This is a genomic window from Jeotgalicoccus huakuii, from assembly GCF_036665975.1.
Taxonomy (GTDB): Bacteria; Bacillota; Bacilli; order Staphylococcales; family Salinicoccaceae; genus Jeotgalicoccus; species Jeotgalicoccus marinus.
In genome coordinates this window covers 54,955-81,353 of the sequence record NZ_JAVIYN010000007.1, presented here as the reverse complement: position 1 = coordinate 81,353, position 26,399 = coordinate 54,955, and the positions used below count along the sequence as shown (strand labels likewise).

Here is a 26,399-nt window from a genome sequence, read left to right as displayed (position 1 = left end):
CCATGTCAGATGCATTAGAAGTGCAAAATATACAAGTCGGGTACCAGAACCGTTCAGTCATCGAAGATTTTAGTGTGACTATACCTAAAAATAAGATAACGACAATAATTGGTCCAAATGGTTGTGGAAAATCTACTTTAATTAAAACTGTCTCCAGAATTCTAAAGGCCGAAAGTGGGGCGATTTTTTTAGATGGGAAAGCGATTAACACCTTGGATACGAGAGAAATCGCCAAGAAAATGGCAATATTGCCGCAAACAGCTGAATCACCAGGTGGTTTGTCGGTATTTGAATTAGTTTCTTATGGTCGTTTCCCTTATAGAAAAGCGATGGGTTCGCTGAGTAAAGAAGATTATGAACATATTCATTGGGCAATAGATGTTACAGGCTTAAATGAATTTAAGGACCGCCAAATTAGTGATATGTCGGGTGGTCAAAGGCAACGTGCATGGATTGCAATGTCACTTGCACAAGGTACTGATACTTTAGTACTTGATGAACCAACTACATATTTAGATCTTGCACATCAACTAGAAATACTACTCCTATTAAAGCGATTGAACGAAGAAGAAAACCGTACAATTGTTATGGTCTTACACGATTTAAACCTTGCATCACGTTTTTCCGACTATATGATTGCAATGAAAGATGGTGACCTAATCACTAAAGGCACACCGGAAGAAGTAATGACGAAGGGGCATTTAAGAACACTCTTTAATATAGAAGCAGAGTTTCAATCATGCCCTTACAGTGGGCACCCAGTCTTCACTTCTTACCATATAAGTAAACAGGAAGACAGCCATGGCTAAAAATGCAACTATAGAAAGTAAGGCTCAGGTCAAGGCTGTTAAGAAGACTGCAAAACCAATTCGTGGCACAATCATTATTATCTCGGGACTCGTTTTTTTATGCTTTAGTTTTATCTTGTCTATATCTTTAGGCGCTGCTGATATAAATCTTTCGACGATATATAATGCTTTTTTTAATTTTGATACTGGTGTTACACAGCATCAAATCATTCGTGAGCTACGTTTCCCTAGAATTATTGGAGCTGCCTTAGTCGGTGCAGCATTTAGTGTTGCAGGTGCTCTAATGCAAGGAATGACAAGAAACCCATTAGCAGACTCTGGTTTACTCGGCTTGAATGCTGGTGCTGTAATGATGCTTGCAATCAGCTTCAGTTTCTTCCCTGGTATGCCATATGTATATACAGTATTATTATCATTTTTCGGTGCAGCTCTCGGTGCCTCTATTGTATATGGTGTCGGGTCACTAAGTAAAAATGGTTTAACACCAATCAGACTCGTCTTAGCTGGGGCAGCTGTAACGGCATTATTAACTGCTCTAAGTGAAGGAATCGCGCTCTACTTTAATGTTGGTCAAGACATGGCCTTTTGGTATGCCGGCGGTGTTTCTAGCACGAAATGGGAACATCTTATAGTTATAACGCCTATCGTTATCATTATGATATTCATTGCTATGCGTATATCACGGTCAATAACGATTCTAAGTTTAGGTGAAGAAGTTGCAGTGAGTCTTGGGGAGCGTACAGTTAGAACTAAGCTGATCAGTATCTTAGTTATTGTTGTCCTTGCAGGACTTGCGGTATCGGTAGTTGGTGCAGTGAGCTTTGTTGGACTGATTGTGCCACATCTAACACGTAAAATTGTTGGTTATGATTACCGCTGGATTATCCCAGTGAGTGCAGTGGTTGGAGCGGTCTTGGTTGTTGTTGCAGACCTATTAGCTCGTACATTAAATGCACCTTTCGAAATTCCAATTGGTGCCTTAATCTCACTAATCGGTGTACCTTTCTTCCTCTACTTAGCACGTAAAGGAGGTAAGGAATTATGATGTCACAAAAGACAGCTGGATTAATCAAGAGACAGAAAAAGGCTGTATTTGTCGGAATATCTTTAGTTGTGATACTCATTGTCTTGTTTGTAGTCAGCCTAAACACTGGTGTAATGAAAATAGACCCACTCACTGTTATCAAGACAGTATTTGGTCAAGGCGAAGCCACAGATGAACTATTGCTTTTTGAATTCAGATTACCACGTATTGTCATTGCTGTTCTAATTGGCATGGGACTAGCGATGTCAGGTGCAGTGCTCCAAGGTGTTGTTAAGAACCCACTAGCTGACCCTGGTATTATCGGGATTAATGCGGGTGCTGGTTTAGCTATAACGCTTTTTGTAACGTATTTCTCAACTGAAGTCGGTGGATCTGTCTTCTTAATGCCAATCGTCGCCTTCATAGGAGCAGGGTTAACTGCAGTGACGATCTACGCCTTCTCTTACAAAAAAGATGAGGGGATATCACCGATACGATTGATTCTAGTCGGGGTAGCAGTTGCAGCAGGTATTAGTGCTTTAATGATCGTTCTCACGTTAAAAATCGATCCTAAAACGTACGACTTTGTTGCCACCTGGCTGGCGGGTAGCATTTGGGGTTCAAGTTGGAACTTTGTTTTTGCACTCTTACCTTGGCTCATTGTTTTAATGCCATACGTTTACTTTAAAGCGAAAGTATTAGATGTAATGAACTTAGGTGACTCTACAGCTGTCAGTCTCGGTATGAACCTTGAAAAGGAACGTCGTACCTTGCTCGCTGCTGCAGTTGGCTTAGCAGCCGCTAGTGTTTCTGTTAGTGGGGGTATTGGTTTCGTAGGACTCATTGCACCACATATGACCCGCCGTATAGTTGGTGAGGCATATCGTTATGTTTTACCTATCAGCGCCCTGATTGGCGGAGTTCTAGTACTTGCCGCTGATACAATCGGCCGGGTGATCTTACAACCAGCTGAAATACCTACAGGTGTAGTGGTTGCCATAATTGGTGCCCCTTACTTCTTGTACTTATTAGCAAAACTCAATGATTAACGGTAATTCCATCCGGTAGCTTCACTGCTACCGGATTAAATAAAAAACATCAATTGATAATAATTATCAATTAGAAGGAGAGTATGTTATGAAGAGATTATTTAGTATGTTTTTTGCATTAACTTTTGTCCTTGTTTTAGCCGCTTGTTCCAGTCAAGGTGAAGAATCCGAAGACAATTCCTCAGCTGATAGTGAAGACTCATCTTCAGAAACAGTTACATATGAATCTGAATCCGGCCCAGTAGAAATCCCTAAGAATCCTAAACGTATTGCTGCCTTAACTTATGGACCGAATGTCCTTTCATTAGATGGTGACTTAGTAGGCGTTGACCAATGGTCAAAAGCAAATCCTTTATTCACTGAAGACCTTGCAGATGTTACACAAATTACTGAAGAAGATCCTGAAAGTGTCTTAGCAGTTGAACCAGATCTAATCATAGCTGGAACAAACATGCAAAACCTTGAAGAGTTAGAGAAAATTGCACCAACTGTTGTCTTTACTTGGGGAGAACTTGACTACTTAGAACAACAAATTGAAATTGGAAAAATTCTAGGTAAAGAAGATGAAGCACGTGAATGGGCAGAGGACTTTGAGAGTCGTGCATCTCAGATAGGTAAAGAAATCAAAGAAAAACACGGTGAAGATGTGACTGTCACAATGTTCGAGACAAATGGTACCAACTTCTATATCTTTGGTGAAGCATGGGGTAGAGGAACAGAAATTCTCTTCCAAGCGATGGATTTAAATATGCCTGAAAATGTTGAAGAAGCTGTATCTGAAGAAGGCTACCATGAGATCTCTCAAGAAGTTTTATCTGAATATGCCGGTGATTACATTGTTTTAAGTCGTGGTGAAGACACTGATATGTCATTTACTGAAGATGAAGTATGGCAGTCAATACCAGCTGTTAAGGAAGGTAGAGTCATTGAAATTGATACTGCAAAAACGAGTTATAGTGATCCAACCACTCTTGAATATCTTCTAGAAATCTACGCAGAAGAATTAAATAAATAAACAGAAGCCCCCTAATATAGGGGGCTTCTGTAGCTTCTAATCTATTTTTTAACAAACTCTGACTTCAAGCCAAGTTGACCGAATCCTGGAATTTTACAATCAATGTCATGTCCATCTTCTGGATCAACCAATTTTATACCTTTTACTTTTGTTCCTTGTTTGATTACATTTGATGCACCTTTAACTTTTAAATCTTTAATCACACTAACATTATCACCATTATTTAATATGTTACCATTGGCATCTTTGACCATTGAAGCTGCTGTAGCTTCCGCTTCAGACTCTTTAGTCCATTCATGGTTACACATTGGGCATACAAATAGGCTACCGTCTTCATAAGTGTATTCCGAGTTACAATTTGGGCAATTTGGTAAGGTATTCTCCATGGTCTTCCTCCATTATTTAATCACTAATTTTAAGATACCATAAATACATAAGTCCTTATCAAAAAGATATACAATTCATGTTACTATAAATAATGATACTGAAAAGATTGGGGATTTCTATGGCTAAACTTTACTATCGCTACGGTACGATGCAGAGTAATAAAAGTAATCAAATTATCACAACACATTATCAATACACTACACAAGGCAAACGTTGTCTTGCTTTCACTTCTCCAATTGATTCAAGAAGTGGGTATCATAAGATTAAATCGCGTGTTGGGCTCGAACTTGATGCCGAATACGTCACTGATGATATCTTTGAGAAAGTTAAAAAAGAACATGAAAAAGAAAAGGTCTTTGCTGTCTTAGTTGATGAAGCACAATTTTTATCGAAAAAAGATATACACAATCTCAGTGATATCCCAGACTTGTTAGATATTCCTGTTATTGCCTTCGGTTTAAAAACTGACTTTAGGAATGAGTTGTTCGAAGGAAGTAAAACTTTGCTCGAATTAGCAGATGCAATTGATGAGTTGAAGACAGTATGCCAGTATTGCAACAAGAAGGCCACATTGAACCTTCGAATGCAAAATGGGATTCCGACAAACATCGGTGAAACGATTCAAATTGGTGATGAGGAATATGTTCCAGTTTGTAGAAAATGCTACAAAGAACGTTTAGATTTAATATAAGAAATACAAAGCAACTGTGAATTCACAGTTGCTTTTTTCACATGAAACATTTATCTTTTTACCAGTTCAATATTAGGGAGGTATCTCAGATTAAGCACATCGCCATCATCAAATGATATTGTAAATTCTGAAGTCCCACCATATTGCTCTGAACCTATGATAATTTGCATCTTCTCATAGTCAACGACATTCGACACACTAAGGCTTCCATACTTGTCTGTATTCGGTACATTGATATCATAAACACCCTCTGGAATATCTTCACCAACAACCCATAAACCAGTAGTGAGTACATCAATATCTGATGTTTCATAAGGCTCGAGTTCTACTCCTGAGTCATGCTGTGTCTCAAGTGTATAACCTTCATCTAAAAAGACAACTAGACTATCAGGATACTGTCCCTCATGGTTATTAATACCAGATAAGGTCTCACCAGCAACTATTCTACCTTCTGCATTTTCGACAGAAATACTACTAGTTTCTTCATGCGGTATCACTTTATAGCGGCCAGGTTCAATATCAGAACCAACCGAATGCGTTCCTTTGTCTAAACTGACAGCAGCACCTTCATTCATAAGATGGCTGTAGTCAATATAATCTATATCTTCATTTGTAGATGTTTCAGTTTCTGATGAACTAGTGTCCTGAGTTGAATTGTCATCAGGTTCATCATTAGTCGTTTTTTCAGTTGGTTCATCTCCAGAAATCCAACTGTTAATCTCATCTGCTAACTGATCAAATGGATTACTACATGCGGATAGTATCAAGGTAGATAAAAACAATAGACTTATAAAGCGATACTTCATCATGTCACTTCCTCAATTCTGTAATTTTAATCTAAGTGTAAACTTACCATGATTGAATAACAACTTGATTTAATATAAGCATTTTTAATAAACTCTGCTATAATATGTTAATTACGTTAAAGAGGTCTCTCATGAATAAACATTTAAATATTATTGCTATTATTTCTCTAACTATATATTTAGTCATTTGCTTCAGCGTTCTAGTAAAATTGAATTGGACTGAAGCATTCGACCTAAGTTTAATCCATTTCATCCAAGGATTTGTAACAGCAGAACGCGCTGAAATCATCGTCTTACTCACTGATATTGGTGGTTCTTTTGCGATTATCCTTTTTTCAATTTTAACCGTTAGTCTTTTATTCCTATTTAAGATGTATACTGCTGCACTTTGGTTTTCAAGCACTCTAGTTATCGGACCTGGTTTTCTTGTCAGTTTGATGAAGCGTCTTGTTGATAGAGAACGTCCTGATTTTCTCAGACTTGCATTTGAGTCTTCAGAGAGCTTTCCAAGCGGTCATTCTACTGCCTCTACAGTATTTTTTGGTCTTTTAGGTATCTTGCTCATTTATTTCGTCACACATACTTGGCAAAAGTATTTGATCGGCGTTATAACGATAGGCGTTATTTTATTTGTTATGACTTCAAGAATATTTCTTGGTGTCCATTTTCCAACAGACGTCCTTGCAGGTCTAACATTCGGTATCTTCATCATTACCTTATCTCTTAGTTTGTACTTCAAATATAGTCCAAAGTTAATTAACTATTTAGCACAACATTCTATAGAAGATAAAAGTCCATCTAGAAATTAATCTAGATGGACCTCATTTTATTCTGGGAAAGTAACATTTTCAATTCTAACAATACCAACTGGGTCTAATTCTACACCTTCAACAAGAGTTTCATTTACACCAATCCCAAGTTCTCCATAATAAAGCGGTGTAATTGGGAGATCCTCCATGAGAATTTCTTGCGCTGTATGATAGGCTTCAATACGGTCTTCATCTTCTGTTGATTCTTGTCCTGCTTCTAGATAGCTATCCAGTTCTGGATTCGAGTAATTCCATCTGTTACCAGAGCCGACAGAATCAGTGTGGAACATCGGATATAGACCGTAGTTAGGGTCACCAGTTACAGTAATCCACTGTAACATGAACATATCATGTGTACCTTGGTTTGCCATCTCTAAGAATGCGCCGTGTTCGTACTGTTCAATTGCAACCTCAATCCCTAGTTCTCCGAGAGACTCTTGAATGACTAAGGCAATGTCTCTGTTCTGTTCAGAATCAGATGTCCATATAACCGTTTCAAAACCGTCAGGTACACTCGACTCAGCCATATACTCTTTCGCTAAGTCTAAATCATAGGATACTTCTTCCATTTCCTCATTGTGTGCAAACACTGAAGGTGAAATATGATTTTTTGCATGGATCCCTCGCTCATTCAAAACACCGTTTATAATCTGTTCACGGTCAATCGCATGGGAAATTGCCTTTCTTACATTCTCATCATCAAACGGTTCTTTATCGTAGTTAAATGCAACATATGTCATCGATAGACTATCTTGATCGATAATATTTGTTTCTTCATGCTCTCTTACACGGTCCATAGATTCTGTATCAACGTTATCCGTAATACCAATACCACCTGTTTCTAATTCTGCTAGACGTGCTGAGTTTTCAGGAATTACACGGTAAGTTACCGTATCAAATTCTCTTTCACCACCATGAAAATCCTCAAATTTCTCTAAAACAATTTCATTACCGGGATCTCGATTTTGTAGTTTTAAGTGCCCAGTACCATCTGGTTTTTCAGAAATTATGGCCCCTACGTGTTCACCGATTTCTTCAGAAACAGCTTCAAACTCTTCTCCACCTGCTTCACGTAACTCATAATATTCTTCTAAAGTCACATCCGATTCAGCTTGGTCTAAGGCATTTTGGTAATCTTCATCTATAACTTCCTTACTCAATATACCTGCTGTATTGTGGGCTAAGTGACTCGGTAGCGGAGTGAACGGATAATCTGTCGTAAAGATGACAGTATGATCATCAACAATTTCAATGTCGTTAATCATTTCAAACATGAACGCTACAGAGGACCCAACCGATGGATCCATCACTCTGTCTAGAGTCGCTTCAACGTCTTCAGCTGTAAAATCTGATCCATTGTGGAATGTGACCCCATCTTTTAGCTCCAATGTCCATTCGTTTCCATCTTGTTCAAATGAACTCGCCAAACCTTCTTCAAATTCCATATCAACATTTTGTTGAACCAAGGTATCAAAAATTTGTGTTCTAAGCTGTGCGGATGGTATGTCGTTCGACACATGTGGGTCTAGAGAAACTGCTTCATTGATCATCCCAATCACTAGGTCGTTTCCACCCTCACCACTTGATTCACCACTCTCTGCCTCATCAACATCACTATCATCCGTACAAGCTACCAATAGTAAAATCATGGTAAACAACATAAAAAACCATAACTTCTTTTGCATAAACATCCCCCTTATTAATGTACGCGCTTTCATAAAATTATACCTGTCGGAATTCGAAATTTCAATAAATTGAATGATTATTCTGTTAATTCTTAGCTGCAGCTTTTACCAAGGCAGCAAATATTTTCTGTGAGTATTCATCTACTAAATAGGTCCCTTCAGGATGCCATTGCACCCCTATTAGAAAATTATATGACTTACTTTCAACTGCTTCTATAATTCCATCACTTGTCTTTGCAGTAATTTCAAAATGGTCTGGAATAGTTTTCACTGCCTGATGATGAAAACTATTTGTTTTCACTTTTGTCTGACCTAAAATACTATGTAGCTTCGTATTCTCCTTTATAGAAACTTTATGGGTCAAATAATTTTTGGGAACCTCTTGGTTATGTTTATATGTCCCTTCACCGACTTGTGAATATAAATCTTGATAGATAGTTCCACCTTGATGAATTGTTAGTACTTGAGCGCCTCTACAAATGCCAAGAATCGGGATATTGGCATCTAGTGCAAAATCTATTAGCTTCATTTCATAGGCGTCTCTACCAGGTTCAATCGCTCCCATTTTTTGATGAGGTGCTTCTCCAAAAAATTCAGGATCAACATCATCCCCTCCGGATAAAACTAATGCATCTAATGATTGAATTTGCGCTTTGATTAACGCATCGTTTTCCACCTTAGGTAAAATGATTGGCACTCCGCCTTCATTTGCTATAGCAATACTATACGATTCAGGTAATCTTAGCTGGTCTTCGCTAACAAAAGTTGTCACACCAATTACAGGTAAACTCATAAATATCCCCCTTAGATTTCTTATGTTAAATATTATCAGAGTTTTTAAATTTTTATAAGGAAAATAAAGACAGCTCATCTTGAGCTGTCTTTAAGCTTATCTATTTATCCATTGTTGACCAGCTTCTACCGCTTCACCCGGTAAACTGTGTCCATTGACCCAAATCGACGTTACATCGGCGTTATTATTCTTGAATATATCGATAACATGTTCACTCTCAGTCTCTGGTACAATAGGATCTCCCTTACCTAATGAAAGGAATACTTCTGCCTGACTAAAGTCAATTTTGGTTTCAATATTTTTAGGATATAACGGTGCAAATAACATTGCTTTTTTAAACTTATCTGGATGATTTAACATCATGTGAATCGCAATATTTGAGCCGTTAGAGAAGCCAACAAAAATGACATCATTTGTAGAAAATTCATATTCTGCTGCTTTTCCTTCGATAAAGTTCACTAGGTCTTCAGAACGTTTCTCTAAATCATCCCAGTCATAATTACCCTCGCCCAGACGTCTAAAGTAACGGTTCATACCATTTTCTTTTACTTCACCACGTACACTAAGGACGTTGTAGTTCGGTTCCATTACTTGTGCTAAAGGTAGTAAGTCATTCTCAGTTCCACCTGTACCGTGTAGCAATACAAATACTGGGGCACCTTTTTGGTTCTCTTTATAAATATATTCCATTATATAGTCACTTCCTTATCTATTCTGGTCTTTTTATACTGAAAAATTCACCGATTTTTGCATAATCACTCCCGGCAAGTCGACCGACTGCACGAAGTGCTGATGAATCAATATAACCCGTGGTTCTATCGAAAATTTGTTCAGACAGTGAGTAATGTTGAACACTCAATAACAATAAGTCTGCTGTTGGTACATCGCCATCAAAGATGACAGTATGGTTATATAATTTTGTCTCAAATTTCACCTTAGCTTCTTTAATACCTTGTACATTGATTGTCTGTGAATCTTCAGTTGTAAAATCTGCATGATTCAATTCACTGTCATCAGGAGCATACGATCCTGATGTTAAATTCACCTGTTCTACATTGTCTTCATCAACAATATGCACGACAGCTTCACCGTTATTTAAGGTGTTTCTTGCTGTATCTTTCATTTCTCCGTTAACCCGTTGCACAGAAACTGATAAAATCGCAGGCTTATAAGAAACGATATTAAAATAACTAAAGGGGGCAAGGTTGATTATCTCATCTGCAGATTGACTTACAACGAGTGCAATCGGTCTCGGCCCAATAGCGCCAATCAGTATTTTGTTTTGTTCTTTTATCGAGAGGTCTGAAGCTTTGAAGTTATACATTACGATACTCCTTATAAATCTAGTTTTGGCAAGGTACGTTCATATTCTTCTCTACGATGTTCATATTGAGGCGGTAATTGTAATGATGTTCCTAGGTCTTTCTTATCTTCATCAACAGCAAAACCAGGCTCATCCGTAGCAAATTCGAATACAATATAACCAAATTCACTTGTATAAACAGACTTAAAGTATTTTCTATCTCTCACTTCGGTGACACCTAGCTCCTGACTTTGAATAAAGCTTTGCCATTCTTTTAATGTCTCTAAATTCGGTACAGACCATGCGATATGATGTACTGTACCAATTCCGAAACGCCCTCTCGGGCTTGGTGGTAACGCCGTTATAACGTGGTGTTTTTCACTACCGACGGTTTCAAAGTGATAACTTTGCCCCTGTGTTTGAATTGGTGTTAAACCTAGTCCACTAGTTAATAATTCATTCGTTGCTTCAGGGTGACTGGATAAGAGTACTGCTCCATGGAAACCGATAATAGCTTTGTTGTCAGATTCATCATTACCTTCTACTAAAGCTAATTCAAGACCATGCACATCATCGAATTCTAAGGTATCCTTATCGAATAACTGTGTAATTTGAGTCTTGATATCTAAGTCATTTAGATGCTTCTGCCAATCACCCATAGTACCTTTAGGAATTCTAAAGGCAATACGTCCAACCTGTCCGCTACCTTTTAAGCCTGGACGGTCAACGATCCAGTTAAAGAAAGTAATGATTGTTCCTGGATTCCCATCTTCATCTCCAAAATATAAATGATAAACACCTGGATCATCAAAGTTAACGGTTTGTTTTACTAATCTTAAACCGAGTACGTCTCTGTAAAATTTGATGTTTTCATTTGGGTCTCCAACAATAGCAGTGATATGGTGTATTCTCTTAATAGCTTCCATGGTCCGCCTCCTTTATTTTTTTGATCTCGTGGTATCAAATGGTCTTATTTGAGCTTCGATTTGCTCACGTTTTGGCTCTAAGAATGGTGGTAATGCTAAGCTTTCACCAAGTGTTTCGTACGGTTCATCATCCATGAATCCAGGGCCATCAGTAGATAATTCAATTAAGATATGCCCGATACGCGCATAAAGAGCACCGAAGTAGAAGCGATCCACTAAACCAGAGTTTCCAATACCCATCGTACGATATTTTTTCTCCCATTCTTCTAGAGCTGCTTGATCTTCTACTCTAAATGACACGTGGTGGACCTCACCGTAGCCTTGTCTGCCTTCAACACCTTGGTCTTTACGTAAAATAACTTGGCCGCCGTTTCCACCCTCGCCAACATCCAGTAAAGTCACATTTTCTTCTTCAAGTACTGGTTTCATACCATAAATATCTTGTAATACTTTTTTGAAGTCATCGTAATAAGATACTGTAATTTCTATTGGACCTAAGCCGTAAATTGCTTTGTCTTCTGGAACAGGTCCATTTTTCCAAGGTTGTCCTGGTTCTACACCTTGATTTTTTTCATCAGAGAAGAGTTGATAACGTTGACCGTCTTCTTCTTCAAACGGTAAGACTTTTTTACCGAATAACTCTTGAATTCCGTCGTGTTTTACACCTTTTTCTTCAAAACGTTCTAAATAGTATTCAAGCGCAGCATCATTTGGTACTCTGAATCCTGTTCTTGAAATTGCATTCGTGCCTCTTGAACCTCTTGGGTTGTTCGGGAAGTCGAAGAATGTCATGTCTGTTCCTGGTGAACCTACATCATCCGCAAAGAATGTATGATAAGTTTGAATGTCATCTTGGTTAACGGTCTTCTTAACCAATCTCATACCGAGAACTTCTGTCATAAACTCATAGTTTCTCATCGCGTTATTTGTCATTGCAGTGACATGGTGAATACCTTTTAAATCTGTTTTAGTCATTATAATTCCTCCAATTATTAGTTAAGTAAGCTTTCTGCGTGTATGCCGATGCGCTTAAACAAATCGATTGCAGTATCGATTTCTTCATCGTCTAATTCTTCAAACACTTTATTGATAACCGCTTCTTGTTCTACAACTCTTGCTCTCATATATGCTTTACCTTCATCCGTGATGCAAGCAAACATTTTTCTTCTGTCTTCTGGACAAGGTTGCCGATACAAAAAGCCTCTTTCTTCTAATTTGTCGATAACGTAAGTGATGCTCCCGCTACCCATGAGAATCCTTTTCCCAATCGATTGAATCGCTTGATCTCCTTTATGGTAGAGCAATTCCAGAACAGCGTATTCATTTAAGTTAATCTCTTTCTTTAAAAAATCTTGCTTGATTAGCTTTTGAACAGATTGAGATGATTTGATGAGAACAGTAAATGCTTTAATCCGAGCTTCATTTTGATTCACTAGCGGCACCTCCTTATATTTCTAATTTGAATATATTAAATTTAATTTTTTTATATTGTATTAGTTAGAAATAGAAAAATCAAGGACTTTATTTCGATTTCTAATAATAAAATGTATTGATTAGTCTGAATATTTATTGAATTAAGATAAGTGTTGTGCTATTGTTAGTAAAAAATTGTTTCAAAGAGGGTCTATGATGATAGAGATCAAAGAGTTAACCACATTAGAAGAAATAGAAAAAATAGGCGAGCTTGAAAAAAGCATCTGGGGTATGACTCCCTTACCAATACACCAGACTTTAACGGCCGTTAAAAACGGCGGGATCGTAATAGGGGCTTTTGATAATGAAAAGATAATTGGCTTTAGTTATGGATTCGCAGGCTTTAAAGATGGATTTACCTATTTATGTTCACATATGCTTGGGATTGATGAAAGCTATCGTTCTAAACGTATTGGTCAACAACTTAAGGAAGCTCAAGCAAAGAGTGCTCTTAAAAAGGGCTATGCTGAAATGCACTGGACTTTTGATCCCTTAGAAACAAGGAATGCTTATTTAAACCTATCTAAACTTGGTGGCATCGTTAATGTGTACATGGAGAACGCATACGGCAAAATGACAGATGGAATAAATAAGGGGCTCCCTTCAGACCGTTTTGAAGTTCACTGGTTTTTATCGAGTGAGCATAGACGGTCTTTCCAGGCTCCTAGCTTAGATGATGCGCTCGTCTTAAATGAGGTATCTATAAAAGATGGTGTACCAAGCTTTAGTCGTGTGTCACAGCAGACATTAACTGAACCCGTATATGGCGTGAAAGTACCTAAGGATTTTCAACATGTAAAGAAGATCGATTCAACAATCGCCTTAAACTGGCGTTTAAAGACAAGGGAAATATTCCAAGCGCTTTTTAAAGCTGGTTATGCCGCAGTACATCTTTACCCAGAAGATGATACTGCGACTTATATTTTTGTACCTATAACATCATTAAATTTGGAGGCATATAAATAATGAAAATAGAAAAAGTTACATTAAGATTGATGGAAATGGAAATGAAAGCGCCGTTTACAACAAGTTTTGGCACATTTAAAAATAGAGCGTTTATTTTGGTCGAAGCAACTGCTGATGATGGTACAACAGGTTGGGGAGAAACTGTTGCATTTTATGCACCACTTTATAGTGAGGAAACAGTCAAAACAAACTGGCATATGTTAGAAGATTATTTAATTCCACTAATTTTAAATCAAGAAATTAACCATCCAGATGAAGTTAGTGAAATATTCTCTCCAATTAGAAAGAACAATATGGCAAAAGCAGCGCTAGAGGGCGCAATCTGGGATGTCTATGCGCGTCAAAACAATCAATCATTAGCAGAAGCGCTTGGAGGAACAAGAGAAACAATTGACGTCGGAATAAGTATCGGAATTCAAGATTCTATAGAATCACTGGTTGAAATTGTGAGAGGTTTCGTTGATGAAGGTTATAAACGAATTAAGGTAAAAATTAAGCCAGACTGGGATGTTGACGTCATGCGTACACTACGTCAAGAATTTCCAAATACGGCAATTATGGCAGATGCTAACTCTGCATACAGTCTTGAAGATGCACATTTACTACAAGAACTGGATGCCTTTGATTTAATGATGATTGAACAGCCTCTAGCATCGGATGACATCATTGACCATGCAACTTTACAAAAACAATTAAAAACACCGATTTGTTTAGATGAAAGTATCCATTCCTTAGAAGATGCGCGTAAGGCTGTTGAGCTCGGTAGCACAAAAATTATTAACATTAAAATTGGTCGAGTGGGTGGTTTAACTGAAGCGGTTAAAATTCACGACTACTGTCAGTCACATAACATCCCAGTCTGGTGTGGTGGCATGCTAGAGTCAGGTGTTGGCCGCGCACATAACGTGGCGTTAACGACCTTATCTAACTTCACTTTACCAGGAGATACTGCAAGCTCTAGCCGTTACTGGGATAAGGATATCATCGAACCTGAAGTCGTGTCTGAAGATGGTGTTATTGTTGTGCCTACAAATCCTGGTATAGGTTATGAAGTAAATCTAGAAGCGGTGGATCAATTTACAGTAAATAAAAAAGAGTTTAAATAAAAGGGGAGACAAATATGAAAAAGAGCTTCCAAATAGGTAGTGCCTTCGTCGGGTTGATTGTCGGTGCTGGTTTCGCTTCCGGACAAGAGGTGATGCAATATTTTACAAGCTTTGGTTTATGGGGAACAGTCGGTGCTATAGTCACCGGCCTACTCTTTATATTTTTAGGTTACACATTCGCTCAGTTAGGGACTAAATTGCAAGCAAAATCCCACAGAGCTGTACTTTATTACATTGGTGGTAAGTATATCGGTCCAGTTCTAGATATTATCATCACTTTTTTCCTATTTGGTGTGGCAGTCGTAATGTTCGCAGGTTCTGGCTCGACTTTTGAACAAGTCCTTGGAATTAATACGATGGTAGGGAGCATCATAATGGTTGTGTTAACAATTCTTACCCTACTGTTAGATACTAATAAAATAATAGGTATCATTGCATCAATTACACCTTATTTAATTGCAGTTATCTTAATTATTGTTGTCTATTCAATTTTAACAATGAACATCACTTTTTCTGAAGCGGATGAAATCGCAAGAACCCAAGCACCTGCAGCATCAAATTGGCTACTAAGCGCCTTTTTATACGTCTCTTATAACTTAGCCGCTGGTGCTGCCCTACTTATAATTATGACGGGGAACATTAAAGACAAAAAAGTTGCTGGTTTAGGCGGAATTATTGGTGGGGCAATTTTAGGATTTTTAATCATCCTAATCCACACAGGTATGTTAGCAAGAATTGATGTGGTAGCTGGTTCGGATATGCCAACCCTAAAACTCGCTACAGAGATTAATCCAGTCGTTGGTATATTAACTGCGATTGCCTTACTTGGTATGATGTATAATACTGCAGTCGGTATGTTCTACTCATTCACTGTCCGTTTCTTCGCTCCAGAGAGTAAGGCATTTAATCCAGCTGTTATAATCATAGGAATTATAGGTTTCATTGCAAGCCTTGTTGGCTTTACAAACCTAGTAAGTAGTGTGTATTCACTCATGGGTTATCTTGGTTTTGCACTGATTATCCTAGCGCTCGTCGCTTGGTTTCGAAAACCTAAAACAAATGAATCTTAATGGAGGTATCTTATGCTAGATAGATTACTGAACGACTATAATCAAGAACTAAATTATGACGGTATAGATGGCAAACGTTTAGCACATAGATTATACGAATTATCCCAAATCGGATCGTTATCGTCTGGCGGTGTGAATCGACGTGGTTTTTCTAAAGAAGAAAAAGAAGCAAAAGCGCTTGTTACATCTTGGATGACAAAGGCTGGCCTTAAAGTTGAAACTGATGGTGCGGGTAATATCTTTGGTCGGTTAGTAGGTAAAGACAACAGTCAATCTGTTGCATCTGGCTCGCATTTAGATACTGTCCCAGCAGGCGGAAATTTTGACGGTGTACTCGGTGTCTTAGCTGCCCTAGAACTTGTAGAAGCTTGGCGAACACAGGATTTTACGCCTGAGAAATCTTTTGAAGTCGTCATTTTTAGTGATGAAGAAGGTGCCAGATTCTCCAGTGGAGTCTTTGGTAGTCGCGCATATACGGGGTTATTAACTGAAGAAATTATGGCAAATGTTAGAGATAGTGACGGTTTAAATCTGGAAGAAGTTTTAGAGCAATATGGTTCAAATTTAAACGACTTTAAAAATATAAAACAAAGAGATTGGACATTTTTTGCTGAGACACATATCGAACAGGGTAAGCTTCTAGAAAAACATAATCTACCTGTAGGAATTGTCAGTGGTATCGCTGGACAATCATGGTTAGAAATCGAGTTTAAAGGCCTAGCTGGGCATGCTGGTAATACACCGATGAACGACCGTCAGGACGCACTCGTCGCTGCAGGGCGTTTCGTTTCTGAAATTGAAACACTCCCATCTACAGTTAGTGATACTGCTGTTGCTACAGTGGGTAAACTGTCAGTATCTCCAAACGGCGCCAACGTTATTCCGGAATCAGTGAAACTCATCGTTGATATTAGAGATATTCATGAAGATACCAGAGAATTACTCATCGATAAAATCCGCAAACAAGCGAAGCAAATTTCTGATGAGCGGGGAATTGAAGTCTTTATTGAACGTACTTCCAGTGTTAAACCTATCCCAATCGATACGGTCTATAAAGAAGAATTGAAGTCAATTTTAAAAGCAATGAACATAGAACCACTTGAACTGCCTAGTGGCGCAGGTCATGATTCTATGAATATCGGCTTAGAGATACCTGTAGCAATGATCTTCGCACGAAGTGTAGATGGTATTAGTCATAATCCTAAAGAATGGACATCTTTAAATGACTGTGTGACCACTATACATGTCTTGAAGCAATTTATGGAAAAACAAATGAGAAAATAAAATATTAGAATAACAATGGCCGACTATCGTCAAAATAATCGGCCATTGTCTATTACATCCTAGAATTAAATGATTCTATTTTTAATTTAATTTCATCTCTAACACGCCGAAATTCTGAAAGTGGTAAACCTGCTGGATCATCAAGACCCCAGTGAGCTTTCTTAGTATTCTTAGGTAGGACTGGACAGTTATTATCAGCATCACTACACAAAGTAACGACTAAATCAGCTGTTCCTAAAATTTGCTTATCAATGATGTTGGACGTTTGTTGTGAAATATCTATTCCCACTTCATCCATAACAGTAACTGCATTTTCGTTAATGCCATGTGCCTCAATACCCGCTGAATATACCTTCCATTCAGCCCCCATGATTTCCTTCGCCCATGCCTCAGCCATCTGACTTCTACATGAGTTTCCTGTACATATAAAATAAATTGTTTTAGCCATCTTCTTCCTCCTAAAGGAATAGTAAAGTAAAGTATAACCCCAACAGAGTCAGTATAAGGACTGGTGGGGTAATCATGATGCCTATCTTAAAATATGTGCCCCATGAAATTTTCATATTTTTTGAAGCTAAAACATGAAGCCATAACAAGGTTGCTAATGAACCAATTGGTGTAATCTTTGGACCTAGGTCTGAACCTATAATATTCGCATAGATCATTGCCTCTTGTATGACACCTTGCACACCAGATTCTTTGATAGCAATTGCATTAATCATCACTGTAGGCATGTTGTTCATCATCGAAGATAGAACGGCTGCAATGCTTCCCATGCCCATTACTGTAGCCAGTAATCCATATTCTGTTATCTGTAAAAGTAAGTCTGATAAAACATCAGTCAATCCAACATTTCTTAAACCAAATACGACAACATACATCCCTATAGAAAATACGACGATATTCCATGGTGCCCCTTTAACTACTTGACCAACATTGACCACAGGTGATTTTATCGCTAATAGAATAAATACAATAGCTGTTAAACCGGCAATCAGTGAGACTGGAATCTGTAGAAACTCACTTGCAATATATCCTACTAAGAGGACAGACAAGACCAACCAAGAAACCTTAAACATAAAGCGATCTTTGATTAGACTATTCGGTTTAATAATAGCTTCTGAACTAAAGTGTTTCGGAATTGCTTTTCTGAAAAATAACCACAGTACAATAATACTTGCAATCAACGAGAATATATTCGGAATAATCATATGTAAGAAATACTCTAAGAATCCGATATTAAAATAGTCTGCTGACACAATATTAACCAGGTTACTCACCACAAGTGGTAAGGAAGTCGTATCTGCAATAAATCCAGAAGCAATTACAAATGGGAATATCGCTTGTTCCTTAAAGCTCAGCTGTCTGACCATCGCAAGTACAATTGGGGTTAAAATTAGTGCAGCACCATCATTCGCAAAGAATGCTGCTACAACTGCACCTAAAAGCATCATATTAACAAACATTTTTTTACTGCTACCATTTGAGGCTTTCACCATAAAACTTGCCGCCCATTCAAAGAATCCTATTTCATCTAGTATCAAAGAAATTATGATGACAGCAACAAAGGTCAGGGTGGCATTCCAAACAATACCCGTTACTTCAACGATATCTGAAAAGGAAACCACGCCAAAAATGATCGCAACAATCGCTCCAACGGCTGCCGAAATACCAATATCCAAGCCGCGTGGTTGTGTAATAACAAAAAATAAAGTAATTAAAAATATGAGTATTGCTAGTATCGTCATGCGTTACAATCCTCCGTTATGGAATGACAAATACACTCACTAGAAGGTCGACTAATCATATCTAGAGATTGTTTAAGATCATTTAAAATATCGTTATTTAATCGATACATAAATTTATTACCCTCTCTCCTTTTAGTGACCACTCTATTTTCGACCAGAACTTTCATATGATGACTTAAAGTGGGTTGACTAAAATTAAAATAAGATAAGATATCGTGTCCACACAATTCATTACAAGAAAGTAAATCTATAATCTCTAAACGACTTTCATCTGCCAATATCCTTAATTGTGTTGCTAGGTTGCTATAGTTCATATACTCACCTCGAATATAGATTACTATCTATATAGATATTTGTCTATATTATTTTTACATATTTTATACAAAAGAAAACATTCCCTTAACAGTACTGTGCTAATTTTATTAGTGAAACTTATAACATACTTGGAGGGCTTTATGAAACATTCAGATTTCACAAATCAGAAACATACATATGGTATTAGAAAATTCACTACAGGTGTAGGTGTTGCAGTTTTAGGCACATTCCTTTTCACCGGACTCGGGCAAACCGCTTCAGCAGATGAAGTGGAAACAGCTGAGGAAACAGCAACGATCGAGGAAGAAATCAATTCTGAAAATCCAGCTGAAGTAGTTGCAGAAACGAGTGAAGGAGTAGAAGGCGAAAAAATAACTAATGAGCTGCCTGTTGTTGAAGAGGAAGTAACGCCTACAGAACCTGTTGAACAAGCTACTGAAGCGCCTATGCCCATTGAAGAAGAAATCAATGATCCAACGCCAGCAGATGAAGTGAATGAAGCAGCTGTTGAAGAACAAGCGGAAGAAGTGCCTTCTGAGGATTTTTTAGAAGAGACCCCAGTTGAAGAAAGCATTGAAGAAGCGCCTGTTGAAGACGATGCTACAGAAGATGTCTTAGAAGAGGAAACACAAACTGAAGTCACACCTGTAGTGGAAGACACTAACGTTATTGAGGAAGAGACCGAAAAAACACTTGTCGAAGAGGAGGTAGTTGAGGAAGAAACACCTGTTGAAGAAGATACAGCTGAAGAGGTAGAGGAATACCCTGAAACAGCAAATGAAGAACTTGAAGTTACACATAAGAGCCGATACGAAACTGGGGCACCTTTTGATGGAGCGGGAACGGAAATTGTACAGCATAATCCTAAAAATAACTATATCTACTCTGTAAACGGTTATGAGACGTCATTAGATATCATTGATGGCTCTACCGAAGAATTAAAGCTTATAAATCAAATATTCTTAGAAGACTATGGAGTTGAAGCGGGCGACCTAACAAGTGTTGCCGTTAACCCTAGCGGTGAATATATTGCTGTCGCTGCCCCGGCTGAAGTAAAAACAGATAATGGACAAGTTGTGTTCTTTGATTATCTAGGAAAATATTTAAATCGTTTAACTGTTGGCGCACTTCCAGATATGCTGACATATACTCCGGATGGTGACTCATTATTAGTTGCGAATGAAGGTGAATTAAATGATGAGTATACAATCAATCCACCAGGTGGTATCTCAGTCATTGATACAAGAAAATCACCACAACACTTAACACAAGATGATGTAACGACTGTAAATGTAACAAAAGAAGATATTCCAGAAGATTTCCGTCCACTAGGTCCAAACCCTGATGAATATCATTTAAATGCCGAACCTGAATATATCGTTGTTGATAATAACAGTGAATATGCTTATGTCGCTTTCCAAGAAGTAAGTGCCATTGGTAAGTTCAATATCGCAAATAAATCTTTTGAAAGAATCCAATCTATGGGCTATAAAGATCACTCTATACCTGGCATGGGTATGGATGTTTCAGATGAGGACGGCGGAGCTGACATTACACCTGTACCAGTTTTAGGTATGTATCAACCTGATGGTATTGCTTTATATGAGGTTAACGGTGAAACGTATATAGTTACAGCTAACGAAGGTGACTCTCAAGACTATGATGGTTATAGTGAAGAAGTTAGAGTCTCTGATATTAAAGACTTGATTCAATTGGATGCACAGTATTATAACGGCTTTACACAAGAAGAACTAGATGACATGGTAGCAAATGGTCTCTTTGATGACGATCAGCTCGGTCGTTTAACAGTAACGTTAGATCATCCATTCAAAACAGGGGATATCCATAATGCAATTGTCTCATTTGGTGCACGTTCATTCTCTATTATGAGAGCTTCAGATATGGCGATGATCTATGACAGCGGTGATGAATTTGAGAAAACAACTCTTAACTACATTCCCGACTGGTTCAATGTTGATATTGAAGCACCAGATGAACTAGCGATGGATGGCCGTAGTGATAACAAGGGCCCTGAAACAGAGTCTGTAGTAGTGGGTACAGTCGGCGAAGAGCAATATGCCTTTATTGGATCGGAGCGTACTGGTGGATTCTTCATATATAACGTGAGCAATCCGGATGCAACCTATTTCGTCGACTACGTATATGATGCATCACTTACAGACATCTCTCCTGAAGGAATGGACTTTATAGCCGCAGAAGATAGCCCTGAAGGTGTACCAATGCTAGCTGTAGGTCATGAATTATCAGGTACCATTTCACTCTTTGAACTCACGTCATTATTAAATAACGACGTAGAAAATGGTTCTACAGATGTAGAAGATAACGGTACAGAAGATGTCATGGTTGATGGAGAAGATTCAAATGATAAAAAACCAGATTTAGACAAGGAAGATATTATAAAGGATGTTAGTGCATCAGATTCAGATGAAGTGACAGCTAGCAATGATGTTTCACGTGAAAATACGGCTGTTACAAAAACATCAACGAATGCTAGAATGACTGCAGATCCAAACCTTACTACTGCGGCAGTTAGCCAAGGCACAGAACAAAGCAGTAAGAAAGACAGCCAAGAAACCCTACCAAACACTGGAATCACTGCACCAGAAACAGGTGTACTTGCTGCAATTCTATTAGGCTTAGGTGGTTTCTTTACCTTCTTTAGAAGAAATAGAAAAGAACAGTAAGACATGATTACAATAATAAAGGCATGCTCTCTAGAGAGCATGCCTTTATTGTGTTTCTTTGTATAAGAATGCTACGCTACTATAATGGTTCACTTCTAATGTGAAAACTGACGCCTCTTGGCCCTTCGACACTAAACATACCACCTATACCTTTTACAACATCTACTGTAATCTGAGTATATTTCCAATATTCATATTGTTTCTCGTTCATATAGAACGGCACACCTTCAATATCTCCTAGGTGTACGTCTACATCACCAATAATCATCATGCCTTTTTTTAAACACATTGGACTAGAGCCATCACAGCAACCACCAGATTGGTGGAAGATTAACTCGCCGTGTTCTTCTTTCAACTCATTGATGAGTGTTTTGGCTTCATCTGTCGCCAGTACTTGTTCTAATACTGCCACTTAGAAGAATCCTTTCGGAGACTCACTATAACTCACTAGCAAGTTCTTAGTTTGTTGATAATGTTCTAGCATCATCTTATGGTTTTCTCGGCCAATACCACTCATCTTATATCCACCGAAGGCTGCATGGGCTGGATAGTCATGATACGTATTCACCCATACTCGACCAGCTTGTATCGCTCTTCCAAGTCTATACGCTCTATTTTGACTACGTGTCCAGACACCTGCACCTAGGCCGTACAGTGTATCATTGGCAATTTCAATTGCTTCATCGTCATCTTTATAAGTTGCTACTGCTAATACCGGTCCAAAAATTTCTTCTTGGAAGATTCTCATCTTATTGTTGCCTTTAAAGATTGTCGGTTCAAAGTAATAACCATTTGCAATATCTCCATCAAATTCTTGAAGATTACCACCTGTTAATATCTCTGCACCTTCTTTACGGCCGATATCCAGATATGAAGCAATTTTTTCTTTTTGTTCATTAGAAGTTTGAGCACCCATCATTGTATTTGGATCTAAGGGATTACCAACTTTAATCTCTTCTACTCTTTTAACGACACGTTCCATAAACGCATCAAAGATATCTTCATGCACGAGTGCTCTTGATGGACACGTACAAACTTCACCTTGGTTTAAGGCGAACATCACTAAACCTTCAATAGCTTTATCAAGATATTCATCATCTGCATCCATCACATCTTTTGCAAAGATATTCGGTGACTTACCACCAAGCTCTAAAGTAACCGGAATTAAGTTCTGACTGGCATTTTGCATGATGATACGACCCGTTGTCGTTTCACCAGTGAAAGCAATCTTATTAATACCATTATGTGTTGCTAGCGCTTGACCTGCTTCAGAACCAAAGCCGTTCACAATGTTTAAGACACCTTTTGGTAGAATGTCTTGGACTAATTCAACAAAATGTAGAATTGTCGTTGGTGTTTGTTCAGCTGGTTTTAGAACAATTGAGTTCCCTGCAGCTAAGGCTGGAGCAATTTTCCACGTTGCCATCAACAGTGGGAAGTTCCAAGGAATAATCTGTCCAACAACACCTAAAGGCTCGTGGTAGTGGTAAGCAACAGTATCATTATCTATTTGTGAAATACCACCTTCCTGCGCACGAATTACACCTGCAAAATATCTAAAGTGATCTACGACTAAAGGTAAGTCTGCATTTAAAGTTTCACGTACTGCCTTACCATTTTCAAAAGTCTCTAAAACAGCAAGTTCTTCTAAGTTTTCTTCAACACGATCTGCAATCTTCAAGAGTATATTACTACGTTCAGTTGGTGATGTTAATGCCCATGATTTTTGAGCTTCTGTTGCTGCTGCAACAGCCTTATCAACATCTTCCTGCTTAGACCGAGGTACTTTAGATACGACCTCACCTAAAACAGGTGATTCATTATCAAAGTACTCATTGTCTGATGGTGGCGTCCATTCTCCACCGATAAAGTTTTCGTATTGGCTTTTGATTTTGTACTTAGCGTCAGCTTTGTTTGGAAATTCAAATACCACTTTATTACCCCCTTCATTTATACTTTCTATCTGTATTCTAACTAATCAGACAATTGAATGTAAAGGCTTTCACCTCGTCAAATTTAAAATGGGTGAGCTTAACTTATATTCTTTCTCATAAGTCTCGCTCACCCATCCTCATTTAACAATTAAAACTGGAATTTCTGATTTTTTAACGACTTTTCGACTTAAGCTTCCCATCATTATCTCTTGTAGACTATTTAATCCTCTACTGCCTAGCGTTATAATATCGTAATCTCTGCTATTAGCGTATTTAATGACAGTTTCTTCAGGTATACCACGTTCTATAACAACGTTATAATCAACGTTACTTTCGTCGAATAGCGTTGTGATGGAATCCAGATTCGCTGGCTTCAGCCCATGTAATACTTCATCCTTCGAATGTTCAATTTCGGTAACATTCAGCACTGTTACCTTTGTTTTTTCACCGATAAAATGCATCAACTCTACTGCTGCACGAAAACTATTTTCTGAACCATCCGCTGCCAATAAAACTGATTGATACACCGTACCCCTCCTAGTTTAAGTAAGATGTTGTTCGTTTAATTCGCTTAATTCCTTCATAATTTTTCTACTATCAGCGTTAAGTTTTGAGACAAATACCATGTTCCCTTTATCTTCAAACTTTCTAACTATAGTATCAATGGCATCCACCGCAGAATCATCCCACAAATGTGCCTGTGAAAAATCTAAGTAGATATGCTTATCATAGGGTCTAAATTCTATCTGTTCAATCATTGTGTCAATTGAAGCAAAGAATACTTGCCCCACAACACGAAATGTAAAATGATGTTCTGATTCATCCATTTCGACTGATACTTTAGAAATCTTAGTCGCAAAGAATATGGCACTAAAGAATACGCCTGCCACAACACCAATCGCCAGATTATCTGTTAACAAGATTATAGCAACAGATAATAACATTACAAAGACATCCGTCCTTGGTGCAGTTCTTATATACTTGAAGGTTTTCCAATCAAAGGTACTAATAGTAACAACGACCATAATCCCTGCCAGGATCGGCATAGGGATTCGGACAACCAAATCGCCCAGTACAATAATCATCAGCATGAGCACAAAACCAGCTGTAAAAGTAGAGAGTCTCGTCGTCGCTCCTGATCTCACATTAATAACAGATTGTCCTATCATTGCACAGCCTCCCATTCCTCCAAAAAAACCTGTTACGAGGTTCGCTATACCCTGACCCCTAGACTCTCTATTTTTACTAGAGTAAGTATCAGTTGCATTATCAACGATACGTGCGGTTAATAAACTTTCCACCAAACCAACTATTGCCATAGATAGTGAATATGGGAAAATTATTTTTAAAGTTTCCAATGTAAATGGTACATCAGGAATTAAAAAGCTCGGCAATGACTTTTCAATTGCACCAAGGTCACCTACAGTTCTAACCTCAGCTCCAAATATCATGTAGGCCGCTGTTAAGGTCACTATCGCAATCAATGGAGCGGGTATAGTCCTTAAGAATTTTGGTACAACATATAAAATAATTAAAGTAATAATGAAATAAATATATGTATCAAGTGATATACCAAATATATGCTGTAGTTGTGCCATAAAAATCATGATCGCTAAGGCATTTACAAAACCAATCATAACCGAATTTGGTATGAACTTAAGTAGTTTTCCTACCTTAAATATACCTAGTAAGATTTGAATGATACCCATTAGAATCGTTGCTGCAAATAAATACTCTACACCATAATCCCGTACTAGCGGTACGACAATTAAGGCAACTGCACCAGTTGCAGCTGAAATCATTGCCGGGCGACCACCCACAAGGGATATAATGACGGCAATAAGAAATGATGCATATAAACCAACCATTGGATCTACGCCTGCGATGATTGAGAATGCGATCGCTTCTGGTATTAATGCTAGGGCAACCACTATACCAGCTAGGATGTTTGTGCCTGGAGCAGTCAACCATTCTCTTTTAAATTTTTCCAACATTTTCTAACTCCTCAAAGATTAATGCATATTATTATAGCAGATGTTTGTTTATAAAATGTTAAGATCACACTTATTTATTCGCAACATGATAAAATTTAATATAAAATAATTATATATAGTGTAAATATACGAGGAGGAGCTATCATGAGAGCTGAACTCACTAAGTTTAAAGTTAAAGAAGGAAAAAGCGAAATAGTTGATGAGTGGATTAAATACATGCAAGAGAACATGGATGATGTTTTGATGAACTTAGAAGGAGAAAAGATGTACGTAGAAACAATCTTCCGAGAGGTCTTCATGGATGTTGAATACTTATACTGGTACAGCATTCAAGCTGATGATGGTGAGAAAATCAGTGATGCAGATATCGATGAGAAACACCTAGAATATATGGATGCTTGTATCGATAAGACATTCCGACCAGCTGATATGCAAGCAGAAGTAATTATGTTACCTGATCATATCAGACAACTAATTCGCTGACCGATATCATTAAACCGGCTGACA

Annotated in this window: 28 protein-coding genes; 12 read left to right on the top strand and 16 right to left on the bottom strand. The window is 38.0% G+C overall.

Annotated features, from left to right (window positions below; genetic code table 11):
* The first annotated feature begins 2 nt into the window (after window positions 1-2).
* The 4 genes from V6E76_RS05305 (at window position 3) to V6E76_RS05290 (ending at window position 3,897) form a co-directional block, all read left to right on the top strand.
* Window positions 3-809, top strand: coding sequence for an ABC transporter ATP-binding protein (locus V6E76_RS05305; RefSeq protein WP_035855293.1), 807 nt, complete (start codon window positions 3-5; stop codon window positions 807-809).
* Window positions 802-1,854, top strand: a complete 1,053-nt coding sequence (locus tag V6E76_RS05300) for a FecCD family ABC transporter permease (RefSeq protein WP_026865896.1) — start codon at window positions 802-804, stop codon at window positions 1,852-1,854. The genes V6E76_RS05305 and V6E76_RS05300 overlap by 8 nt, the downstream gene beginning before the upstream one ends.
* Window positions 1,851-2,882: a FecCD family ABC transporter permease gene (locus tag V6E76_RS05295; protein ID WP_026865897.1), complete on the top strand. Its 1,032-nt coding sequence runs from the start codon at window positions 1,851-1,853 to the stop codon at window positions 2,880-2,882. The genes V6E76_RS05300 and V6E76_RS05295 overlap by 4 nt, the downstream gene beginning before the upstream one ends.
* 88 nt (window positions 2,883-2,970) lie before the next feature.
* On the top strand, window positions 2,971-3,897 hold the full coding sequence (locus V6E76_RS05290; protein ID WP_026865898.1) for an iron-hydroxamate ABC transporter substrate-binding protein: 927 nt from the start codon (window positions 2,971-2,973) through the stop codon (window positions 3,895-3,897).
* A 41-nt stretch (window positions 3,898-3,938) separates the two neighbouring features.
* Here V6E76_RS05290 and V6E76_RS05285 read toward each other — a convergent pair whose 3' ends face one another.
* Complete coding sequence (locus V6E76_RS05285) at window positions 3,939-4,283, bottom strand: zinc ribbon domain-containing protein YjdM (RefSeq protein WP_026865899.1); 345 nt, start codon at window positions 4,281-4,283, stop codon at window positions 3,939-3,941.
* Between the two features lie 119 nt (window positions 4,284-4,402).
* On the opposite strand from V6E76_RS05285, the gene V6E76_RS05280 reads away from it, so the two are divergent.
* On the top strand, window positions 4,403-4,975 hold the full coding sequence (locus V6E76_RS05280) for a thymidine kinase (RefSeq protein WP_026865900.1): 573 nt from the start codon (window positions 4,403-4,405) through the stop codon (window positions 4,973-4,975).
* Window positions 4,976-5,025: 50 nt separating this feature from the next.
* Here the strand turns inward: V6E76_RS05280 and V6E76_RS05275 are convergent, their stop codons facing one another.
* Window positions 5,026-5,784 (bottom strand): hypothetical protein, encoded by a 759-nt coding sequence (locus V6E76_RS05275; protein ID WP_035855298.1) that lies wholly within the window; start codon window positions 5,782-5,784, stop codon window positions 5,026-5,028.
* A 128-nt stretch (window positions 5,785-5,912) separates the two neighbouring features.
* Between V6E76_RS05275 and V6E76_RS05270 the strand changes: the two genes are divergently transcribed.
* Window positions 5,913-6,590, top strand: coding sequence for a phosphatase PAP2 family protein (locus V6E76_RS05270; RefSeq protein ID WP_026865902.1), 678 nt, complete (start codon window positions 5,913-5,915; stop codon window positions 6,588-6,590).
* A gap of 17 nt (window positions 6,591-6,607) precedes the next feature.
* Here V6E76_RS05270 and V6E76_RS05265 read toward each other — a convergent pair whose 3' ends face one another.
* The 7 genes from V6E76_RS05265 to V6E76_RS05235 form a co-directional block, all read right to left on the bottom strand.
* A complete protein-coding gene (locus V6E76_RS05265) occupies window positions 6,608-8,275 on the bottom strand; it encodes an ABC transporter substrate-binding protein (protein ID WP_026865903.1) in 1,668 nt (555 codons plus the stop codon).
* Window positions 8,276-8,360: 85 nt separating this feature from the next.
* Window positions 8,361-9,068, bottom strand: a complete 708-nt coding sequence (locus tag V6E76_RS05260) for a gamma-glutamyl-gamma-aminobutyrate hydrolase family protein (RefSeq protein WP_026865904.1) — start codon at window positions 9,066-9,068, stop codon at window positions 8,361-8,363.
* A gap of 96 nt (window positions 9,069-9,164) precedes the next feature.
* Entirely contained in the window at window positions 9,165-9,758 is a 594-nt protein-coding gene (locus V6E76_RS05255) for an alpha/beta hydrolase (protein WP_026865905.1), read from the bottom strand.
* A gap of 19 nt (window positions 9,759-9,777) precedes the next feature.
* Window positions 9,778-10,392 carry a flavin reductase family protein gene (locus V6E76_RS05250; RefSeq protein ID WP_026865906.1) on the bottom strand — a complete coding sequence of 205 codons (615 nt, stop codon included), beginning with the start codon at window positions 10,390-10,392 and terminating at the stop codon, window positions 9,778-9,780.
* A gap of 11 nt (window positions 10,393-10,403) precedes the next feature.
* On the bottom strand, window positions 10,404-11,297 hold the full coding sequence (locus tag V6E76_RS05245; RefSeq protein WP_026865907.1) for a VOC family protein: 894 nt from the start codon (window positions 11,295-11,297) through the stop codon (window positions 10,404-10,406).
* A gap of 12 nt (window positions 11,298-11,309) precedes the next feature.
* Window positions 11,310-12,272: a ring-cleaving dioxygenase gene (locus tag V6E76_RS05240; RefSeq protein ID WP_247350427.1), complete on the bottom strand. Its 963-nt coding sequence runs from the start codon at window positions 12,270-12,272 to the stop codon at window positions 11,310-11,312.
* Between the two features lie 17 nt (window positions 12,273-12,289).
* Window positions 12,290-12,730, bottom strand: coding sequence for a MarR family winged helix-turn-helix transcriptional regulator (locus V6E76_RS05235; protein ID WP_026865909.1), 441 nt, complete (start codon window positions 12,728-12,730; stop codon window positions 12,290-12,292).
* 196 nt (window positions 12,731-12,926) lie between these two features.
* On the opposite strand from V6E76_RS05235, the gene V6E76_RS05230 reads away from it, so the two are divergent.
* The 4 genes from V6E76_RS05230 to V6E76_RS05215 are packed head-to-tail and all read left to right on the top strand — an operon-like array spanning window position 12,927 to window position 17,196.
* A complete protein-coding gene (locus V6E76_RS05230) occupies window positions 12,927-13,736 on the top strand; it encodes a GNAT family N-acetyltransferase (RefSeq protein WP_026865910.1) in 810 nt (269 codons plus the stop codon).
* Window positions 13,736-14,842, top strand: coding sequence for an o-succinylbenzoate synthase (menC, locus tag V6E76_RS05225; protein WP_026865911.1), 1,107 nt, complete (start codon window positions 13,736-13,738; stop codon window positions 14,840-14,842). Before V6E76_RS05230 ends, menC begins: the two co-directional genes overlap by 1 nt.
* A 14-nt stretch (window positions 14,843-14,856) precedes the next feature.
* A complete protein-coding gene (locus V6E76_RS05220; protein WP_026865912.1) occupies window positions 14,857-15,912 on the top strand; it encodes a YkvI family membrane protein in 1,056 nt (351 codons plus the stop codon).
* 12 nt (window positions 15,913-15,924) lie between these two features.
* The gene (locus V6E76_RS05215) at window positions 15,925-17,196 is read left to right on the top strand and encodes a M20 family metallo-hydrolase (protein ID WP_026865913.1); all 1,272 of its coding nucleotides are present in this window, start codon (window positions 15,925-15,927) and stop codon (window positions 17,194-17,196) included.
* 52 nt (window positions 17,197-17,248) lie between these two features.
* Here V6E76_RS05215 and arsC read toward each other — a convergent pair whose 3' ends face one another.
* From arsC to V6E76_RS05200, 3 genes are read right to left on the bottom strand one after another with little or no spacing between them, the layout of a single operon-like run.
* A complete protein-coding gene (gene arsC / locus V6E76_RS05210) occupies window positions 17,249-17,644 on the bottom strand; it encodes an arsenate reductase (thioredoxin) (RefSeq protein ID WP_026865914.1) in 396 nt (131 codons plus the stop codon).
* Window positions 17,645-17,654: 10 nt separating this feature from the next.
* Window positions 17,655-18,944 (bottom strand): arsenic transporter, encoded by a 1,290-nt coding sequence (locus V6E76_RS05205; protein ID WP_166626324.1) that lies wholly within the window; start codon window positions 18,942-18,944, stop codon window positions 17,655-17,657.
* Window positions 18,941-19,258: an ArsR/SmtB family transcription factor gene (locus V6E76_RS05200; protein WP_166626325.1), complete on the bottom strand. Its 318-nt coding sequence runs from the start codon at window positions 19,256-19,258 to the stop codon at window positions 18,941-18,943. The genes V6E76_RS05205 and V6E76_RS05200 overlap by 4 nt, the downstream gene beginning before the upstream one ends.
* Before the next feature lie 141 nt (window positions 19,259-19,399).
* Between V6E76_RS05200 and V6E76_RS05195 the strand changes: the two genes are divergently transcribed.
* The gene (locus V6E76_RS05195) at window positions 19,400-21,964 is read left to right on the top strand and encodes a choice-of-anchor I family protein (RefSeq protein ID WP_240921805.1); all 2,565 of its coding nucleotides are present in this window, start codon (window positions 19,400-19,402) and stop codon (window positions 21,962-21,964) included.
* Window positions 21,965-22,043: 79 nt separating this feature from the next.
* Here V6E76_RS05195 and V6E76_RS05190 read toward each other — a convergent pair whose 3' ends face one another.
* The 4 genes from V6E76_RS05190 to V6E76_RS05175 form a co-directional block, all read right to left on the bottom strand.
* Window positions 22,044-22,376: a DUF779 domain-containing protein gene (locus V6E76_RS05190; RefSeq protein ID WP_247350425.1), complete on the bottom strand. Its 333-nt coding sequence runs from the start codon at window positions 22,374-22,376 to the stop codon at window positions 22,044-22,046.
* Window positions 22,377-23,897 (bottom strand): acetaldehyde dehydrogenase ExaC, encoded by a 1,521-nt coding sequence (gene exaC / locus V6E76_RS05185; protein WP_026865918.1) that lies wholly within the window; start codon window positions 23,895-23,897, stop codon window positions 22,377-22,379. It abuts the gene before it with no gap.
* A 138-nt stretch (window positions 23,898-24,035) separates the two neighbouring features.
* Window positions 24,036-24,425 carry a universal stress protein gene (locus V6E76_RS05180; RefSeq protein WP_026865919.1) on the bottom strand — a complete coding sequence of 130 codons (390 nt, stop codon included), beginning with the start codon at window positions 24,423-24,425 and terminating at the stop codon, window positions 24,036-24,038.
* A 15-nt stretch (window positions 24,426-24,440) separates the two neighbouring features.
* The gene (locus V6E76_RS05175) at window positions 24,441-25,892 is read right to left on the bottom strand and encodes a SulP family inorganic anion transporter (RefSeq protein ID WP_166626327.1); all 1,452 of its coding nucleotides are present in this window, start codon (window positions 25,890-25,892) and stop codon (window positions 24,441-24,443) included.
* Between the two features lie 144 nt (window positions 25,893-26,036).
* Between V6E76_RS05175 and V6E76_RS05170 the strand changes: the two genes are divergently transcribed.
* The gene (locus V6E76_RS05170; protein WP_026865921.1) at window positions 26,037-26,375 is read left to right on the top strand and encodes a DUF6176 family protein; all 339 of its coding nucleotides are present in this window, start codon (window positions 26,037-26,039) and stop codon (window positions 26,373-26,375) included.
* Window positions 26,376-26,399 lie beyond the last annotated feature (24 nt).

Bases quoted from the DNA above. Each gene is read 5' to 3' on its own strand.
- arsC (WP_026865914.1), bottom strand. From the start codon at position 17,644: ATGGCTAAAACAATTTATTTTATATGTACAGGAAACTCATGTAGAAGT.
- V6E76_RS05290 (WP_026865898.1), top strand. From the start codon at position 2,971: ATGAAGAGATTATTTAGTATGTTTTTTGCATTAACTTTTGTCCTTGTT.
- V6E76_RS05245 (WP_026865907.1), bottom strand. From the start codon at position 11,297: ATGGAAGCTATTAAGAGAATACACCATATCACTGCTATTGTTGGAGAC.
- V6E76_RS05250 (WP_026865906.1), bottom strand. From the start codon at position 10,392: ATGTATAACTTCAAAGCTTCAGACCTCTCGATAAAAGAACAAAACAAA.
- V6E76_RS05240 (WP_247350427.1), bottom strand. From the start codon at position 12,272: ATGACTAAAACAGATTTAAAAGGTATTCACCATGTCACTGCAATGACA.
- V6E76_RS05280 (WP_026865900.1), top strand. From the start codon at position 4,403: ATGGCTAAACTTTACTATCGCTACGGTACGATGCAGAGTAATAAAAGT.
- V6E76_RS05220 (WP_026865912.1), top strand. From the start codon at position 14,857: ATGAAAAAGAGCTTCCAAATAGGTAGTGCCTTCGTCGGGTTGATTGTC.
- V6E76_RS05230 (WP_026865910.1), top strand. From the start codon at position 12,927: ATGATAGAGATCAAAGAGTTAACCACATTAGAAGAAATAGAAAAAATA.
- V6E76_RS05275 (WP_035855298.1), bottom strand. From the start codon at position 5,784: ATGATGAAGTATCGCTTTATAAGTCTATTGTTTTTATCTACCTTGATA.
- V6E76_RS05265 (WP_026865903.1), bottom strand. From the start codon at position 8,275: ATGCAAAAGAAGTTATGGTTTTTTATGTTGTTTACCATGATTTTACTA.
- V6E76_RS05300 (WP_026865896.1), top strand. From the start codon at position 802: ATGGCTAAAAATGCAACTATAGAAAGTAAGGCTCAGGTCAAGGCTGTT.
- V6E76_RS05215 (WP_026865913.1), top strand. From the start codon at position 15,925: ATGCTAGATAGATTACTGAACGACTATAATCAAGAACTAAATTATGAC.
- menC (WP_026865911.1), top strand. From the start codon at position 13,736: ATGAAAATAGAAAAAGTTACATTAAGATTGATGGAAATGGAAATGAAA.
- V6E76_RS05255 (WP_026865905.1), bottom strand. From the start codon at position 9,758: ATGGAATATATTTATAAAGAGAACCAAAAAGGTGCCCCAGTATTTGTA.
- V6E76_RS05170 (WP_026865921.1), top strand. From the start codon at position 26,037: ATGAGAGCTGAACTCACTAAGTTTAAAGTTAAAGAAGGAAAAAGCGAA.
- V6E76_RS05285 (WP_026865899.1), bottom strand. From the start codon at position 4,283: ATGGAGAATACCTTACCAAATTGCCCAAATTGTAACTCGGAATACACT.
- V6E76_RS05205 (WP_166626324.1), bottom strand. From the start codon at position 18,944: ATGACGATACTAGCAATACTCATATTTTTAATTACTTTATTTTTTGTT.
- V6E76_RS05195 (WP_240921805.1), top strand. From the start codon at position 19,400: ATGAAACATTCAGATTTCACAAATCAGAAACATACATATGGTATTAGA.
- V6E76_RS05295 (WP_026865897.1), top strand. From the start codon at position 1,851: ATGATGTCACAAAAGACAGCTGGATTAATCAAGAGACAGAAAAAGGCT.
- V6E76_RS05305 (WP_035855293.1), top strand. From the start codon at position 3: ATGTCAGATGCATTAGAAGTGCAAAATATACAAGTCGGGTACCAGAAC.
- V6E76_RS05260 (WP_026865904.1), bottom strand. From the start codon at position 9,068: ATGAGTTTACCTGTAATTGGTGTGACAACTTTTGTTAGCGAAGACCAG.
- V6E76_RS05200 (WP_166626325.1), bottom strand. From the start codon at position 19,258: ATGAACTATAGCAACCTAGCAACACAATTAAGGATATTGGCAGATGAA.
- V6E76_RS05270 (WP_026865902.1), top strand. From the start codon at position 5,913: ATGAATAAACATTTAAATATTATTGCTATTATTTCTCTAACTATATAT.
- V6E76_RS05175 (WP_166626327.1), bottom strand. From the start codon at position 25,892: ATGTTGGAAAAATTTAAAAGAGAATGGTTGACTGCTCCAGGCACAAAC.